Here is a 15,318-nt window from a genome sequence, read left to right as displayed (position 1 = left end):
TGTGAGGCAGGTTGCCATGGCGGACTATCCGCGCCGGCATCACCCACATTCTAAGGGCTAACTCCACTACCCCAGCCCGAAGCCACCCGGAGGACACTATGTCGAAGTCGGTTCAACTCATCAAAGATCATGACGTTAAATGGATTGATCTGCGCTTCACGGACACCAAAGGCACTCAGCACCACGTGACCATGCCGGCTCGCGACGCGCTGGATGATGCTTTCTTCGAAGAAGGCAAAATGTTCGACGGCTCCTCCATCGCTGGCTGGAAAGGCATCGAAGCCTCCGACATGATCCTGATGCCGGACGACAGCACTGCCGTCCTCGACCCGTTCACCGAAGACCCAACCCTGATCATCGTCTGCGACGTGATCGAGCCTTCGACCATGCAAGGCTACGACCGCGACCCACGTGCGATCGCCAAGCGTGCCGAGGAATACCTGAAGTCCACCGGTATCGGCGACACCGTATTCGTAGGCCCGGAGCCGGAATTCTTCATCTTTGATTCGGTCAAGTTCAAGTCCGACATCTCCGGCTCCATGTTCAAGATCTTCTCCGAACAAGGTTCGTGGATGTCCGACCAGGACGTGGAAGGCGGCAACAAAGGCCACCGTCCAGGCATCAAAGGTGGCTACTTCCCGGTTCCGCCGTTCGACCATGACCACGAAATCCGTACCTCCATGTGCAACGCCATGGAAGAAATGGGCCTGGTCATCGAAGTTCACCACCACGAAGTGGCGACTGCCGGCCAGAACGAAATCGGTGTGAAATTCAACACCCTGGTCGCCAAGGCTGACGAAGTCCAGACCCTGAAGTACTGCGTACACAACGTGGCTGATGCCTACGGCCGTACCGCTACCTTCATGCCTAAGCCACTGTACGGCGATAACGGTTCGGGTATGCACGTTCACCTGTCCATCGCCAAAGAAGGCAAGAACACCTTCGCTGGCGAAGGTTATGCCGGCCTGTCCGACACCGCCCTGTACTTCATCGGCGGCATCATCAAGCACGGTAAGGCCCTGAACGGCTTCACCAACCCGTCGACCAACTCCTACAAGCGTCTGGTCCCAGGTTTCGAAGCACCGGTCATGCTGGCCTACTCGGCTCGCAACCGTTCCGCCTCGATCCGTATTCCTTACGTGTCCAGCCCGCGCGCTCGCCGTATCGAAGCTCGCTTCCCGGATCCAGCAGCCAACCCATACCTGGCTTTCGCTGCCCTGGTCATGGCCGGCCTGGACGGTATCCAGAACAAGATCCACCCTGGCGACGCCGCCGACAAAAACTTGTACGACCTGCCGCCTGAAGAGGCCAAAGAGATCCCACAAGTGTGCGGCAGCCTGAAAGAAGCCCTGGAAGAGCTGGACAAGGGCCGTGCGTTCCTGACCAAAGGCGGCGTATTCAGCGACGACTTCATCGATGCCTACATCGAGCTGAAAAGCGAAGAAGAAATCAAAGTGCGCACCTTCGTACACCCACTGGAATACGAGCTGTACTACAGCTGCTGATCCGGTAGCGCTGCTTGACGCAGCGTGATGAAAAAGGCCTCCTTCGGGAGGTCTTTTTTTTGCCCGCACCCTAGGAGGTCACCTCTTGAAGCGTCTACTTGCATTCACTTTATTGTTCGCCAGCGCCAGTGCATTCGCTGCACCGCCGACACTGGCGCCATTGCTCAACAGCATCGCCGAACGCCTGGCCATTGCCGACCAGGTGGCCCTGAGCAAATGGGACAGTAAAAAACCGGTAGAAGACAAAAAGCGCGAGCAGGACGTGCTCGCCAGCGTCGTTGCCCAGGCACCGAGTTACAAACTGGAGCCCGCCGCCGCCGAGCAATTTTTCTCGGCGCAGATCGAGGCAAACAAGCTGGTGCAATACACCCACCTGTCCGACTGGCAGTTCCAGGGCAAGGCACCCCACGACCCGCGCCCGGACCTGGTGAAGCAGATTCGCCCGCAACTGGATCAATTGCAAAAACGCCTGCTGCAACAACTCGCAGACTTCACGCCACAACGCAGCGACCCGCAGTGCCCTCAATGGCTGGCTGAAGCGGTGCATGAGCCGCTGAACGACCCGTTGCGGCAGCTGGCGATGATTCGCGCCACGGCCGAGCTATGCATCCACAAAGACTGAATCTGTAACCCGCCCCGAACATGTGGGAGTTCCTCCCACATTGGATTTGTGTGAATTCGGCACTTCCTGAACAACCTTCACAAAACCGCACTATATTGGTGCGACATCCCGCACCCTTCCCACTGACTCACACCATTTTGGTTCGAAACTTCCCGAGCGGGCTGGCAGAACGCCACAGTTTCGCGCCTTAACCCCTTATTTCAGGGGATTGACGCTTCTTTTCGGAGCCTTGGTTTGGTTTTTGCATTTTCCTTGTATCAGCGTGTGCCTCAAGCCCGCGCCTTGCTCCAAAAGAGGTCCCGATGACCATCAGCGATGCACTGCACCGTTTGCTACTCGACAACCTGACCACCGCGACCATCCTGCTCAATGACGACCTGCGCCTTGAGTACATGAACCCGGCGGCAGAGATGCTCCTGGCCATCAGCGGCCAGCGCAGCCATGGGCAGTTCATCAGCGAATTGTTCACCGAGTCGGCCGAAGCCTTGAGTTCGTTGCGCCAGGCAGTGGAGCAGGCACACCCGTTCACCAAGCGTGAAGCGATGCTCACGGCACTGACCGGCCAGACGCTGACCGTCGACTACGCCGTAACCCCGATCCTGAGCAACGGCGCCACGCTGCTGCTGCTCGAAGTGCACCCCCGCGACCGCCTGTTGCGCATCACCAAGGAAGAAGCCCAGCTGTCCAAGCAGGAGACCAGCAAGATGCTGGTGCGCGGCCTGGCCCATGAGATCAAGAACCCGCTGGGCGGCATTCGCGGCGCGGCGCAGTTGCTGGCCCGTGAACTGCCGGACGAGCACCTCAAGGACTACACCAACGTCATCATCGAAGAGGCCGACCGCCTGCGTAACCTGGTGGACCGCATGCTCGGCTCCAACAAGCTGCCGTCGCTGGCGATGACCAACGTGCACGAAGTACTGGAGCGCGTCTGTCAGTTGGTAGAAGCCGAAAGCCAGGGCTGCATCACCCTGGTGCGCGACTACGACCCAAGCATTCCCGACGTGTTGATCGACCGCGAGCAGATGATCCAGGCGGTGCTCAACATCGTGCGCAACGCCATGCAGGCCATCAGCAGCCAGAACGAGCTGCGCCTTGGCCGCATCAGCCTGCGCACCCGTGCCCTGCGCCAGTTCACCATCGGCCACGTGCGCCATCGCCTGGTGACCAAGGTCGAGATCATCGACAACGGCCCGGGTATCCCTGCGGAACTTCAGGAAACCATCTTCTTTCCCATGGTCAGCGGCCGCCCGGACGGTACCGGGCTGGGCCTGGCCATTACCCAGAACATCATCAGCCAGCACCAGGGTCTGATCGAATGTGAGAGCCATCCCGGCCACACCACATTCTCGATCTTTCTGCCTCTGGAACAAGGAGCCCCATCGACATGAGCCGTAGTGAAACTGTGTGGATCGTCGATGACGACCGTTCTATCCGCTGGGTCCTCGAGAAAGCCTTGCAACAGGAAGGCATGACCACCCAGAGCTTCGACAGCGCCGACGGGGTGATGAGCCGCCTGGCGCGCCAGCAGCCCGACGTGATCATCTCCGACATCCGCATGCCCGGCGCCAGTGGCCTGGACCTGCTGGCGCGGATTCGCGAGCAGCACCCGCGCCTGCCGGTGATCATCATGACTGCCCACTCGGACCTGGACAGCGCTGTCGCGTCCTATCAGGGCGGTGCCTTCGAGTACCTGCCCAAGCCGTTTGACGTGGACGAGGCCGTGGCGCTGGTCAAGCGCGCCAACCAGCACGCCCAGGAACAGCAGAACCAGGAAGCTCCGCCGACCCTGACCCGCACCCCGGAAATCATCGGTGAAGCGCCGGCGATGCAGGAAGTGTTTCGCGCCATCGGGCGCTTGAGCCATTCCAACATCACCGTGCTGATCAACGGCGAGTCGGGTACCGGTAAAGAGCTGGTAGCCCACGCCCTGCACCGCCACAGCCCGCGAGCGGCCTCGCCGTTTATCGCACTGAACATGGCGGCGATCCCCAAGGATCTGATGGAGTCCGAGCTGTTCGGACATGAGAAAGGCGCGTTCACCGGCGCAGCCAACCTGCGTCGCGGCCGCTTCGAACAAGCGGACGGCGGCACGCTGTTCCTCGATGAAATCGGCGACATGCCGGCCGACACCCAGACTCGCCTGCTGCGCGTACTGGCGGACGGCGAGTTCTACCGCGTGGGCGGGCACACACCGGTCAAGGTCGATGTGCGCATCATCGCCGCGACTCACCAGAACCTGGAAACCCTGGTGCACGCCGGCAAGTTCCGTGAAGACTTGTTCCACCGTCTCAACGTGATCCGCATCCACATCCCACGCATGTCGGACCGCCGCGAAGATATCCCGACCCTCGCCCGCCACTTCCTCAGCCGCGCCGCCCAGGAGCTGGCCGTCGAGCCGAAGCTGCTGAAAAGCGAGACCGAGGAATACCTGAAGAACCTGCCGTGGCCCGGCAACGTGCGCCAGCTGGAGAATACCTGCCGCTGGATCACCGTGATGGCGTCCGGCCGCGAAGTGCATATCGGCGACTTGCCGCCGGAACTGCTGAGCCTGCCGCAGGATTCGGCCCCGGTGACCAACTGGGAACAGGCGCTGCGCCAATGGGCCGACCAGGCCCTGGCACGCGGCCAGTCGAACCTGCTGGACAGCGCCGTACCGGCCTTCGAGCGGATCATGATCGAAACCGCCCTCAAGCACACCGCCGGCCGCCGTCGCGATGCCGCCGTGTTGCTGGGTTGGGGTCGCAATACCCTGACGCGCAAGATCAAGGAGCTGGGCATGAAGGTCGATGGCGGTGATGACGATGAGGGCGACGACGCCTGATCTCCCATCTACCGAGGTCTAATGTGGGAGGGGGCTTGCTCCCGATAGCGGTGGATCAGTCAGATAGATATCGACTGACACTCCGCCATCGGGAGCAAGCCCCCTCTCACATTTGGACCTCCACACGGACTCAGAACCGTGCACCGCTTCAATGCACCCTGTTCTAGCATCGCGCACACGTTCCAAGCCCGAAACCAGCGTTTTGTTAAGAAAACACTGAACCCCGAAAACACCAAAGCCCCGTATTCCGGGGCTTTGCGCTTTCTGGAGAAATTTTTTGCCACAACTCAGCCACTCTGGCACGCGCCCTGCAACAACCCCAGTACAACCCAGTTTCGGGGACCTTGGTACAGGCAGGCCGAGAATCCCCTCTTTACACCCGGGGTGCTTGATGCGAACCGCGTCGCGCTCCACACCGCTTTCGGGAACCTCGGTACAGGCAGGCCGGGGATTCCCTCTTTAACACCGAAGCCTCTGGCTTCACCCCGTTTTGGGAGCCCTGGTACAGGCAGGCCGGGAACTCCCTCTTTTATTGCTCTTGGAGATGGATCTCCAGCCGCCAGCGGTCATCGACCTCCTCGCCCTTCCACTCCCCGCGCAACGGCCGAGCCGCCACCAGGTTCAGCAGCAAGCCCGCATCGGTCTTGCGCACGCGCCAGTTCACATCCTTGTCGTTGACCTTGAGCTGCCCGCTGGCGGCCTTGCCTTGCGCGTCGAACAACAGCGCCACGGTGCCGTCGATATGCTCACCATGCAGCTTGGGTTCGCGGTTAAACCACGCCACCACACCGTCCGCCGCCGTCTCTATCTGCTGCAACTCGACCGGGTCTGGGGTGGTCAGGCGACCGATCATCAGGCCCACCATCAGGCCGACAATCGCCAATGAGCCCATGACCCTCGGCATTAGCTTCGGTCTTGGGTCTTCTTCAGGGGTAGAATGCAGCGCATCTTTGCCTTCGGAGCCGTGCATGTTTCACGTCATCCTTTTTCAACCAGAAATTCCGCCGAATACCGGCAACGTTATCAGGCTGTGCGCCAACAGTGGCTGCCACCTGCATTTGATCGAGCCCCTGGGCTTCGACATGGACGACAAACGCCTGCGCCGTGCCGGCCTGGACTACCACGAGTACGCCACCCTGCAGCGCCATGCCGACCTGGCCAGCTGCCTGGAAAGCCTGGGCCACCCACGGCTGTTCGCGTTCACCACCAAGGGTTCGCGACCGTTCCATGATGCCAACTTTGCCGAAGGCGACGCCTTCCTGTTCGGCCCGGAAAGCCGTGGCCTGCCGGCCGAGGTACTCGACGCCCTGCCCGATGGCCATCGCCTGCGCCTGCCGATGCGCGAAGGCTGCCGCAGCCTGAACCTGTCGAACACCGTCGCCGTTGCCGTCTACGAAGGCTGGCGCCAACTCGGCTTCAAATAGCACACATAACAAATGTGGGAGGGGGCTTGCCCCCGATGGCAGAGTGTCAGTCGACATCTACGTGACTGATCCACCGCCATCGGGAGCAAGCTCCCTCCCACATTGGGTTCTGCGTCGGGTTCGAGATTACTGAACCGTCGGCGCGCCTTCCTGTTGCATGCGCTGCAGCTCTTGAGCGTACAGGGCATCGAAGTTCACCGGAGCCAGCATCAACGCCGGGAACGAACCACGGGTGACCAGGCTGTCCAGGGTCTCGCGGGCATACGGGAACAGGATGTTCGGGCAGAACGCACCCAGGGTGTGGCTCATGGACGCTTCGTCCAGGCCCTGGATCAGGAAGATACCGGCCTGTTGCACTTCAGCGATGAAGGCCACTTCTTCGCCATTCTTGACGGTGACCGACAAGGTCAGCACGACTTCGTGGAAATCGCCTTCCAGTGCCTTTTGACGGGTGTTCAGGTCCAGGGCAACGCTTGGGGTCCATTCCTGGCGGAAGATAGCCGGGCTTTTCGGCGCTTCGAACGACAAGTCACGCACATAGATACGCTGCAGCGAAAATTGTGGGCCTTGGGCTTCTGCTGCTTCGGTGTTCTGTTGGTCAGTCATCGCAGATCCTTCTTGATCTTGGGGTCTTTTAGGGGTTAGGAGTCAGACGAGCAGCAGCGCATCGAGTTTACCGGCGCGCTCCAGGGCAAACAGGTCGTCGCAACCACCGATGTGTTTAGCGCCGATCCAGATCTGCGGCACCGACGTGCGCCCCGCCTTCTGGGCCATTTCGGCACGCACCTGGGGTTTGCCATCGACCTTGATCTCTTCGAAGGCAACGCCCTTTTTCTCCAGCAGGGCCTTGGCCCGCATGCAGTAAGGGCACCAATCGCTGGAATATACGACGACCTGGCTCATATCACTTCACCAGCGGCAGGTTATCGGCGCGCCAGCTGCTGATGCCACCGGACAGCTTGGCGGCGGTGAAACCGCTCTTGAGCATCTCGCGGGCGTGGGTACCGGCGTGCTGGCCCTGGGCGTCGACCAGGATGATGGTCTTGGCCTTGTGCTTTTCCAGCTCGGCCAGGCGCGCGATCAGCTTGTCCTGAGGAATGTTCAGGGCACCGACGATGTGGCCGGCGGCGAAATCCTTGACTGGGCGGATATCCACCACAATGGCCTCATCCTTGTTGACCAGCGCGGTCAGCTCCGACGTGCTCAGGCTGCGGCCACCACGGCTCAATTCGTGAGCGATCAGCAGCGCCAGCAGGATGACGAAGGCACCCACGAGCAGATAGTGGGCAGTGGCAAATGCAATCAGGTGATCAACCATCAAGGAGGTTCCAGGGCGTTAAAATGGCGGTAAGTATACACAGCCGTCAGGGGGGGCCAACCCCCGTAAGGCGGTGACGTGGTCGGAACTTCGCTTTAAACTGCCACTCCCTTTTCAATTGCCTTCCTTTATTACCGCCGCGAGAGGATCTATGACTACTACGCCTAAACCTTTGGTCCTGATAATTCTCGATGGCTTCGGACACAGTGAAAGCCACCACGACAACGCGGTGTACGCGGCCAAGAAGCCCGTACTCGACCGCCTGACCGCGACGGTGCCCAACGGCCTGATCTCCGGCTCGGGCATGGACGTGGGCCTGCCGGACGGCCAGATGGGCAACTCGGAAGTCGGCCACATGAACCTCGGCGCCGGACGAGTGGTCTATCAGGACTTCACCCGCGTGACCAAATCGATCCGCGATGGCGAGTTCTTCGAGAACCCGACTATCTGCGCAGCGGTAGATAAAGCCGTGGCCGCCGGCAAAGCCGTGCACTTCATGGGCCTGCTGTCCGACGGCGGCGTTCACAGTCACCAGGACCATCTGGTGGCGATGGCCGAGCTGGCCTTCAAGCGCGGCGCCGACAAGATCTACCTGCACGCCTTCCTCGATGGTCGCGACACCCCGCCAAAAAGCGCGCAATCCTCCATCGAGCTGCTGGACGCCACCTTCGCCGCCCTGGGCAAGGGCCGCATCGCCAGCCTGGTGGGCCGCTACTTCGCCATGGACCGCGACAACCGTTGGGACCGCGTGTCCCAGGCCTACAACCTGATCGTCGACGGCCAGGCCGAATTCCACGCCGCCACCGCCCAGGAAGGCCTGGAAGCTGCCTACGCCCGTGGCGAGAGCGATGAATTCGTCAAGGCCACCACCATCGGCGAGCCGGTCAAGGTCGAAGACGGCGACGCCGTGGTGTTCATGAACTTCCGCGCCGACCGCGCGCGCGAGCTGAGCCGTGTGTTTGTCGAAGACGGTTTCAAGGAATTCGAGCGGGCGCGCCAGCCAAAAGTCCAATACGTCGGCCTGACCCAATACGCCGCCAGCATCCCGGCCCCCGCTGCCTTTGCTGCCGGCAGCCTGGACAACGTGCTGGGCGACTACCTGGCGAAGAACGGCAAGACCCAGCTGCGTATTGCCGAGACCGAGAAATACGCCCACGTCACCTTCTTCTTCTCCGGCGGGCGTGAAGAACCGTTCCCGGGCGAAGAACGCATCCTGATCCCTTCGCCAAAAGTCGCCACCTACGACCTGCAGCCGGAAATGAGCGCGCCGGAAGTCACCGACAAGATCGTCGACGCCATCGACCACCAGCGTTACGACGTGATCGTGGTCAACTACGCCAACGGCGACATGGTCGGCCACAGCGGTAACCTGGAAGCTGCGACCAAGGCCGTGGAATGCCTGGACCTGTGCGTCGGCCGCATTGTCGAGGCCCTGGAAAAAGTCGGCGGCGAAGCGCTGATCACCGCCGACCACGGCAACTGCGAGCAGATGTCCGACGAAACCACCGGCCAGGCCCATACCGCCCACACCACCGAGCCGGTGCCGTTCATCTATGTAGGCAAGCGCGATTTCAAAGTGCGTGATGGCGGCGTGCTGGCGGATGTGGCACCGACCATGCTGATGCTGATGGGGCTGGAGAAGCCCAAAGAGATGACCGGGACCTCAATTCTGGTCTGATCTCAACAAACATGTGGGAGGGGCTTGTCCCTTCCCACATGGGATCTGCGGTGTTTGGCAGATGTCTTTTTGCCATACCACCGCCGCTCGGCACCTATCTTGCCTTCCAGGCCGAATTGGGCGTTTTTTTTGCAGCGCTTGGCGGGCATACTAGGCCGTCCCTTTCCCTGGTGTCGCCCGCCTCTATGCTTCGCGCCTTGATTACCCTCGCTCTTGTCTGCCTGCTCCAACCGGCGTTTGCCGACGAGCGCGCACAAACTCAACAACAGTTGGACGCTACGCGTCAGGACATTACCGAGCTGAAAAAACTGCTCGGCAAGCTCCAGGAAGAAAAATCCGGGGTGCAGAAAGACCTGCGCGGCACGGAAACCGAAATGGGTAAGCTGGAGAAGCAGGTCCAGGAGCTGCAAAAAGAACTAAAGAAGAGCGAGTCGGAACTGGAGCGACTCGACGCTGAGAAAAAAAAACTCCAGAGCGCACGCGTTGAACAGCAACGCCTGATCGCGATCCAGGCCCGCGCCGCCTACCAGAGCGGCCGCCAGGAATACCTCAAGCTGCTGCTCAACCAGCAGAACCCGGAGAAATTCGCGCGCACCCTGACCTACTACGACTACCTGAGCAAGGCCCGCCTGGAGCAATTGAAAAGCTTCAACGAGACCCTGCGCCAGTTGGCCAATGTCGAACAGGAAATCGCCAACCAGCAGTCGCAGCTGGAGGACCAGAAAGCCAGCCTCAACGCCCAGCGCGACGAGCTGGACAAAGTCCGCAAGGAGCGCCAGCTGGCCCTGGCCAAGCTCAATGACGACGTGAAGGCCCGCGACGCCAAGCTGCAGGCCCGCGAGCAGGACCAGGCCGACCTGGCCAAAGTGCTCAAGACCATCGAAGAAACCCTGGCACGCCAGGCACGCGAGGCCGAAGAAGCGCGGCAGAAAGCGCTGATCGCCCAGCAGGAAGCGGAAAAAAAGCGCCAGCGTGAGGCCGAACTGGCAGCCACCAGCGATGCCCCGGCGCCGCGCAAACCGGCACATGCCGCCCCTGGCCCGCTGGTTTCCAGTGCCGGCGAGTCGTTCGGCGGGCCTTTTGCTTCAGCCCGCGGCAAACTTCCATGGCCGGTTGATGGTCGACTGCTGGCACGCTTTGGGGAAACCCGGGGCGATGACACCCGCGCCAAGTGGGACGGGGTGATGATCAGCGCCTCTGCCGGCAGCCAGGTCCACGCCGTACATGGTGGGCGCGTGGTGTTCGCCGATTGGCTGCGGGGCGCCGGTTTGTTGGTGATTCTCGACCACGGTAATGGCTATTTAAGCCTTTATGGCCACAATCAGACGTTACTCAAGTCGGCAGGTGATGTTGTAAAAGCCGGTGAATCCATCTCCACTGTCGGTAACAGTGGTGGCCAGGACACCCCGGCGCTGTACTTCGCTATTCGTCAGCAGGGTCGCCCGAGCGATCCCGCACAATGGTGCCGGTCCCAAGGATAGGGTCGCATCTACATTAGGAGTTCGTTCGACATGCTGCATTTGTCCCGCCTCACTTCGCTGGCCCTGACGATCGCCCTGGTCATCGGCGCGCCTCTGGCTTTTGCCGACCAGGCCGCCCCGGCTGCACCCGCCGCCACGGCCGCGACCACCAAGGCGCCATTGCCGCTGGACGAGCTGCGCACCTTTGCCGAGGTCATGGACCGGATCAAGGCCGCCTATGTCGAACCTGTAGACGACAAGACCCTGCTGGAGAATGCCATCAAGGGCATGCTCAGCAACCTCGACCCGCACTCCGCGTACCTGGGTCCGGAAGATTTTGCCGAGCTGCAGGAAAGCACCAGTGGTGAATTCGGCGGCCTGGGCATTGAAGTCGGCGCTGAAGACGGCAACATCAAGGTCGTTTCGCCCATCGACGACACCCCGGCATCCAAGGCCGGCATCCAGGCCGGTGACTTTATCGTCAAGATCAACGGCCAGCCGACCCGCGGCCAGACCATGACCGAAGCCGTCGACAAGATGCGCGGCAAGATCGGCCAGAAAATCACCCTGACCCTGGTGCGCGACGGCGGCAACCCGTTTGACGTGACGCTCACCCGCGCGACCATCGTGGTCAAGAGCGTGAAGAGTCAGTTGCTGGAGTCGGGCTACGGCTACATCCGCATCACCCAGTTCCAGGTCAAGACCGGCGAAGAAGTGGCCAAGGCCCTGGCCAAGCTGCGCAAGGACAACGGCAAGAAACTCAGCGGCATCGTGCTCGACCTGCGCAACAACCCGGGCGGCGTGCTGCAGTCGGCGGTGGAAGTGGTCGACCACTTCATCACCAAGGGCCTGATCGTCTACACCAAGGGCCGTATCGCCAACTCCGAGCTGCGCTTCTCGGCCACCGGCAACGACCTCAGCGAGAACGTGCCATTGGCCGTGCTGATCAACGGCGGCAGCGCCTCGGCCTCGGAAATCGTCGCCGGCGCCCTGCAAGACCAGAAGCGCGGCGTGCTGATGGGCACCACCAGCTTCGGCAAAGGCTCGGTACAAACCGTGCTGCCGCTGAACAACGATCGCGCCCTGAAGATCACCACCGCGCTGTACTACACGCCGAACGGCCGCTCGATCCAGGCCCAGGGCATCGTGCCGGACATCGAAGTGCGCAAGGCCAAGATCACCAACGAAATCGACAGCGAGTACTACAAGGAAGCCGACCTGCAAGGTCACCTGGGCAATGGCAACGGCGGTGCCGACCAGCCAACCGGCAGCAGCAAGAAAGCCAAGCCGATGCCGCAGGACGATGACTACCAGTTGGCCCAGGCGCTGAGCCTGCTCAAGGGCCTGAGCATTACGCGCAGCCGTTGATATGCGTGTTGCCCTGATCATTGCTGTGCTGTGCAGCCTGGCAGGGGTCGCCCAAGCGGCCCCTGCCGGCGAATCCCACAAAGCCTACCTGACCCTTATCATCGACGACCTGGGGCAAAACCTGCCCCGGGATCGTCGCGTGCTGGCCCTGCCTGGGCCGGTGACCACGGCGATCATGCCCGACACGCCCCACGCCGCCGAATTCGCCCGCGAAGCGCACAAGGCCGGCAAGATCGTGATCCTGCACATGCCCATGGACCCCGCCACCGGCCCGTTCGCCTGGCACCCGGAACTCTCCATGGAAGAACTTGGCCAACGCCTGGACGCCGCCTTCAAGGCCGTGCCCTACACCGCCGGCATCAACAACCATATGGGCAGTCGCATGACCGCCCAGCCGGCCGCCATGGCCTGGCTGATGGCGGAACTGCAGCGGCGCAACAAGTTCTTCGTCGACAGCCGCACCAGCGCACAGACCGTGGCCGCCGCCGAGGCGCAGAAGATCGGCCTGGCCCATGTCTCGCGGGATGTATTCCTCGATGATGAGCGCACCGAAGCGGCGATTGCCACGCAGCTGCAAACCGCGATCAAGCTGGCGCATAAACAGGGTTCGGCGGTGATGATCGGCCACCCCTATCCGCAGACGCTGGCGGTGCTCGAGCGCGAATTGCCCAAGCTCCAGGCCCAGGGCATCGAGTGGATTGATATCAAGCTGATGATCAGTGTGCGCAGCAATCAAGCCATGGCGGGGCACGGCAAGAACGGCGTCTACCGCTACAAATAGTCCGCCATGATCTGTTCCACCCGCCCTTCAGAGCGCAACTGATCCAACGCTGCCTGCAGCCTGGCCACCGTCTCATCCGGTACATCCTTGTTCAGCGCCAGGTACAACTGGGCGCTGTTGAACCGCAGCACAGTCTTGAGCCCGGTCACACCGACCTGGCGCGCCAGGTAACGCCCGGCCGGGTCGCCGGTGGCCCACAGGTCGATCTGGCCATCCACGAGCTTTTGCGCGTTGTCCTGGTCACGCAACACCACCACCGGGTTAAGGCCCTGCTTCTCCAGGGTCTCGGCGATGGCATCGCCCTTATAGGCGCCGATCCTGTAGCGGCGCGCGTGCTCCAGGTCGTCGAGCTGGATCTTGCTGTCGGCCTTGGCCAGCAGCACCCAGTCGTCCGGGCCGATGGGGCCAACCCACTTGAACAGCGCTTCACGATCCGGCAAACGCGCCATCACAAACACGCCATAGCCGGGTTTCTCCAGGGCGAGCTTGTAGATTCGCTCCCAGGGAAAACGCAGGGTGAGATTGTAGGAAATGCCGGCACGCTTGAAGGTTTCGCGCACGATGTCTACGGCGATGCCTTCGATGTTCTCGTCCCTGGCGAAGTTCTTGCCGTTCTTGGCCATGTTGTAGGGCGGGAAATTTTCCGTCAGCAATACCAGGGAGGCGTCGGACGGCTCTTCGGCGTGGGCTGCACTCACCATGAAGATGGAGGTGCTGGCGAGGGCAAGCAGCAGGGTCTTGAACATGAAGGCTACCGGAATCCATGGCAAGCGCAGAGAGTGCCGCGCGCCTGCCATGGTGTCCAGCAACGTTTAGCGAACGACGATACCGCGCGCCGCCATGTAGGCCTTGGCCTCGGGAACGGTGTATTCACCAAAGTGAAAAATACTCGCCGCCAGCACCGCGCTGGCATGGCCTTCGATCACGCCGTCGGCCAGGTGTTGCAGATTACCGACGCCGCCGGAGGCGATCACCGGAATACCGAGCGCATCGCTGATGGCGCGGGTCACGCCCAGGTCGAAGCCGTTCTTCATGCCGTCCTGGTCCATGCTGGTCAGCAGGATTTCCCCGGCGCCCAGGCCTTCCATCTTCATCGCCCACTCCACCGCGTCCAGGCCGGTCGGCTTGCGACCGCCGTGGGTGAAGATCTCCCAGCGCGGAGTTTCGCCCGGGCCGGAGACTTTCTTGGCGTCGATGGCGACCACGATGCATTGCGAGCCGAAGTGCTGCGCGGCTTCGCCGACGAACTCCGGGTTGAACACCGCAGCAGTGTTGATCGAGACCTTGTCCGCACCGGCATTGAGCAGGTTGCGGATGTCCTGCACGGTGCGCACGCCACCGCCCACGGTCAGCGGGATAAACACCTGGCTGGCCATGCGCTCGACGGTATGCAACGTAGTGTCGCGGCCGTCGACGCTGGCGGTGATGTCGAGAAAGGTAATTTCGTCGGCACCTTGCTCATCGTAGCGACGGGCGATTTCCACCGGGTCGCCGGCGTCACGGATGTTCTCGAACTTGACGCCCTTGACCACGCGACCGTTGTCGACGTCCAGGCAAGGGATGATGCGTTTGGCCAGCGCCATGGTCAGTCCTCAGCCGTTATAGGCATCGCAGTAAGCCTGGGCTTCGGCGACGTCCAGGGTACCTTCGTAGATCGCGCGGCCGGTGATGGCGCCGATGATGCCGGGGGCCTTGGCGTCCAGCAGTGACTTGATGTCACCGAGGTTGTGAATGCCGCCGGAAGCAATCACCGGAATCTTCGTCGCAGCCGCCAGCGCCGCGGTGAACGGCACGTTGCAGCCCTGCATCATGCCGTCTTTGGCGATGTCGGTATAAACGATGGCGGACACGCCGTCGGCTTCGAACTGCCTGGCCAGGTCGATGACTTGCACGGTGCTGATTTCAGCCCAGCCGTCGGTGGCGACGAAACCATCTTTAGCGTCCAGGCCCACGATCACTTTGCCCGGGAACGCGCGGCAGGCTTCGGCGACGAAGGCCGGGTCTTTCACGGCCTTGGTGCCAATGATCACGTAGCTCACGCCGGCCTTGACGTAATGCTCGATGGTTTCCAGGGAGCGGATACCGCCGCCGATCTGGATCGGCAGGTTCGGGTAGCGCCTGGCGATCGCGGTGACCACCTCGCCGTTGACCGGCTGGCCTTCGAAGGCGCCGTTCAAGTCCACCAGATGCAGACGCCGGCAGCCCCCTTCCACCCATTTGGCAGCCATGCTCACCGGATCATCGGAGAACACGGTGGAATCTTCCATACGGCCTTGGCGCAGACGGACGCAGGCGCCGTCCTTGAGATCGATAGCGGGGATAATCAGCATCTGGCAAACCT

The 15,318-nt window shown here is 61.7% G+C and carries 16 protein-coding genes; 9 read left to right on the top strand and 7 right to left on the bottom strand.

Annotated elements, in window-relative coordinates; translation table 11 throughout:
• Window positions 1-98 precede the first annotated feature (98 nt).
• The 4 genes from glnA to ntrC all read left to right on the top strand — a co-directional run bounded on the left by glnA (window position 99) and on the right by ntrC (window position 4,948).
• Complete coding sequence (gene glnA, locus J3D60_RS23190) at window positions 99-1,505, top strand: glutamate--ammonia ligase (RefSeq protein ID WP_024072899.1); 1,407 nt, start codon at window positions 99-101, stop codon at window positions 1,503-1,505.
• An 85-nt stretch (window positions 1,506-1,590) separates the two neighbouring features.
• Entirely contained in the window at window positions 1,591-2,127 is a 537-nt protein-coding gene (locus J3D60_RS23185; protein ID WP_253492956.1) for a chorismate mutase, read from the top strand.
• Window positions 2,128-2,429: 302 nt separating this feature from the next.
• The gene (gene glnL / locus J3D60_RS23180) at window positions 2,430-3,515 is read left to right on the top strand and encodes a nitrogen regulation protein NR(II) (RefSeq protein ID WP_024072896.1); all 1,086 of its coding nucleotides are present in this window, start codon (window positions 2,430-2,432) and stop codon (window positions 3,513-3,515) included.
• Window positions 3,512-4,948 carry a nitrogen regulation protein NR(I) gene (ntrC, locus tag J3D60_RS23175; protein WP_027605069.1) on the top strand — a complete coding sequence of 479 codons (1,437 nt, stop codon included), beginning with the start codon at window positions 3,512-3,514 and terminating at the stop codon, window positions 4,946-4,948. The genes glnL and ntrC overlap by 4 nt, the downstream gene beginning before the upstream one ends.
• Before the next feature lie 529 nt (window positions 4,949-5,477).
• Here the strand turns inward: ntrC and J3D60_RS23170 are convergent.
• Window positions 5,478-5,918 carry a hypothetical protein gene (locus J3D60_RS23170; protein ID WP_027605070.1) on the bottom strand — a complete coding sequence of 147 codons (441 nt, stop codon included), beginning with the start codon at window positions 5,916-5,918 and terminating at the stop codon, window positions 5,478-5,480.
• Between J3D60_RS23170 and J3D60_RS23165 the strand changes: the two genes are divergently transcribed.
• A complete protein-coding gene (locus tag J3D60_RS23165; protein WP_253492954.1) occupies window positions 5,917-6,372 on the top strand; it encodes a tRNA (cytidine(34)-2'-O)-methyltransferase in 456 nt (151 codons plus the stop codon). The genes J3D60_RS23170 and J3D60_RS23165 overlap by 2 nt on opposite strands.
• Before the next feature lie 126 nt (window positions 6,373-6,498).
• On the opposite strand, the gene secB is transcribed toward J3D60_RS23165, so the two are convergent.
• The 3 genes from secB to J3D60_RS23150 are packed head-to-tail and all read right to left on the bottom strand — an operon-like array spanning window position 6,499 to window position 7,690.
• Window positions 6,499-6,978: a protein-export chaperone SecB gene (gene secB, locus J3D60_RS23160; RefSeq protein ID WP_014716520.1), complete on the bottom strand. Its 480-nt coding sequence runs from the start codon at window positions 6,976-6,978 to the stop codon at window positions 6,499-6,501.
• 42 nt (window positions 6,979-7,020) lie between these two features.
• Window positions 7,021-7,275: a glutaredoxin 3 gene (grxC, locus tag J3D60_RS23155; RefSeq protein WP_010213876.1), complete on the bottom strand. Its 255-nt coding sequence runs from the start codon at window positions 7,273-7,275 to the stop codon at window positions 7,021-7,023.
• 1 nt (window position 7,276) lies between these two features.
• Complete coding sequence (locus J3D60_RS23150; RefSeq protein ID WP_027605071.1) at window positions 7,277-7,690, bottom strand: rhodanese-like domain-containing protein; 414 nt, start codon at window positions 7,688-7,690, stop codon at window positions 7,277-7,279.
• A gap of 151 nt (window positions 7,691-7,841) precedes the next feature.
• Here J3D60_RS23150 and gpmI point away from each other — a divergent pair, with 151 nt between their 5' ends.
• The 4 genes from gpmI (at window position 7,842) to J3D60_RS23130 (ending at window position 12,977) form a co-directional block, all read left to right on the top strand.
• The gene (gpmI, locus tag J3D60_RS23145; protein WP_065940746.1) at window positions 7,842-9,368 is read left to right on the top strand and encodes a 2,3-bisphosphoglycerate-independent phosphoglycerate mutase; all 1,527 of its coding nucleotides are present in this window, start codon (window positions 7,842-7,844) and stop codon (window positions 9,366-9,368) included.
• A gap of 185 nt (window positions 9,369-9,553) precedes the next feature.
• Entirely contained in the window at window positions 9,554-10,849 is a 1,296-nt protein-coding gene (locus J3D60_RS23140; RefSeq protein ID WP_027605073.1) for a murein hydrolase activator EnvC, read from the top strand.
• A gap of 30 nt (window positions 10,850-10,879) precedes the next feature.
• Complete coding sequence (locus tag J3D60_RS23135; RefSeq protein WP_065940744.1) at window positions 10,880-12,196, top strand: S41 family peptidase; 1,317 nt, start codon at window positions 10,880-10,882, stop codon at window positions 12,194-12,196.
• A gap of 1 nt (window position 12,197) precedes the next feature.
• On the top strand, window positions 12,198-12,977 hold the full coding sequence (locus J3D60_RS23130) for a divergent polysaccharide deacetylase family protein (protein ID WP_074848446.1): 780 nt from the start codon (window positions 12,198-12,200) through the stop codon (window positions 12,975-12,977).
• On the opposite strand, the gene J3D60_RS23125 is transcribed toward J3D60_RS23130, so the two are convergent.
• The 3 genes from J3D60_RS23125 to hisA form a co-directional block, all read right to left on the bottom strand.
• Window positions 12,968-13,723, bottom strand: coding sequence for an ABC transporter substrate-binding protein (locus tag J3D60_RS23125; protein WP_065925754.1), 756 nt, complete (start codon window positions 13,721-13,723; stop codon window positions 12,968-12,970). The two genes, J3D60_RS23130 and J3D60_RS23125, sit on opposite strands and share 10 nt — an antisense overlap.
• A 66-nt stretch (window positions 13,724-13,789) precedes the next feature.
• The gene (hisF, locus tag J3D60_RS23120; RefSeq protein WP_003171107.1) at window positions 13,790-14,560 is read right to left on the bottom strand and encodes an imidazole glycerol phosphate synthase subunit HisF; all 771 of its coding nucleotides are present in this window, start codon (window positions 14,558-14,560) and stop codon (window positions 13,790-13,792) included.
• 9 nt (window positions 14,561-14,569) lie between these two features.
• On the bottom strand, window positions 14,570-15,307 hold the full coding sequence (hisA, locus tag J3D60_RS23115) for a 1-(5-phosphoribosyl)-5-[(5-phosphoribosylamino)methylideneamino]imidazole-4-carboxamide isomerase (RefSeq protein WP_027605077.1): 738 nt from the start codon (window positions 15,305-15,307) through the stop codon (window positions 14,570-14,572).
• Between the last annotated feature and the right edge of the window lie 11 nt (window positions 15,308-15,318).

Source organism: Pseudomonas sp. S3E17, from assembly GCF_024168685.1.
Lineage (GTDB): Bacteria > Pseudomonadota > Gammaproteobacteria > Pseudomonadales > Pseudomonadaceae > Aquipseudomonas > Aquipseudomonas marginalis.
This window is presented reverse-complemented; position numbering and strand designations above follow the sequence as displayed.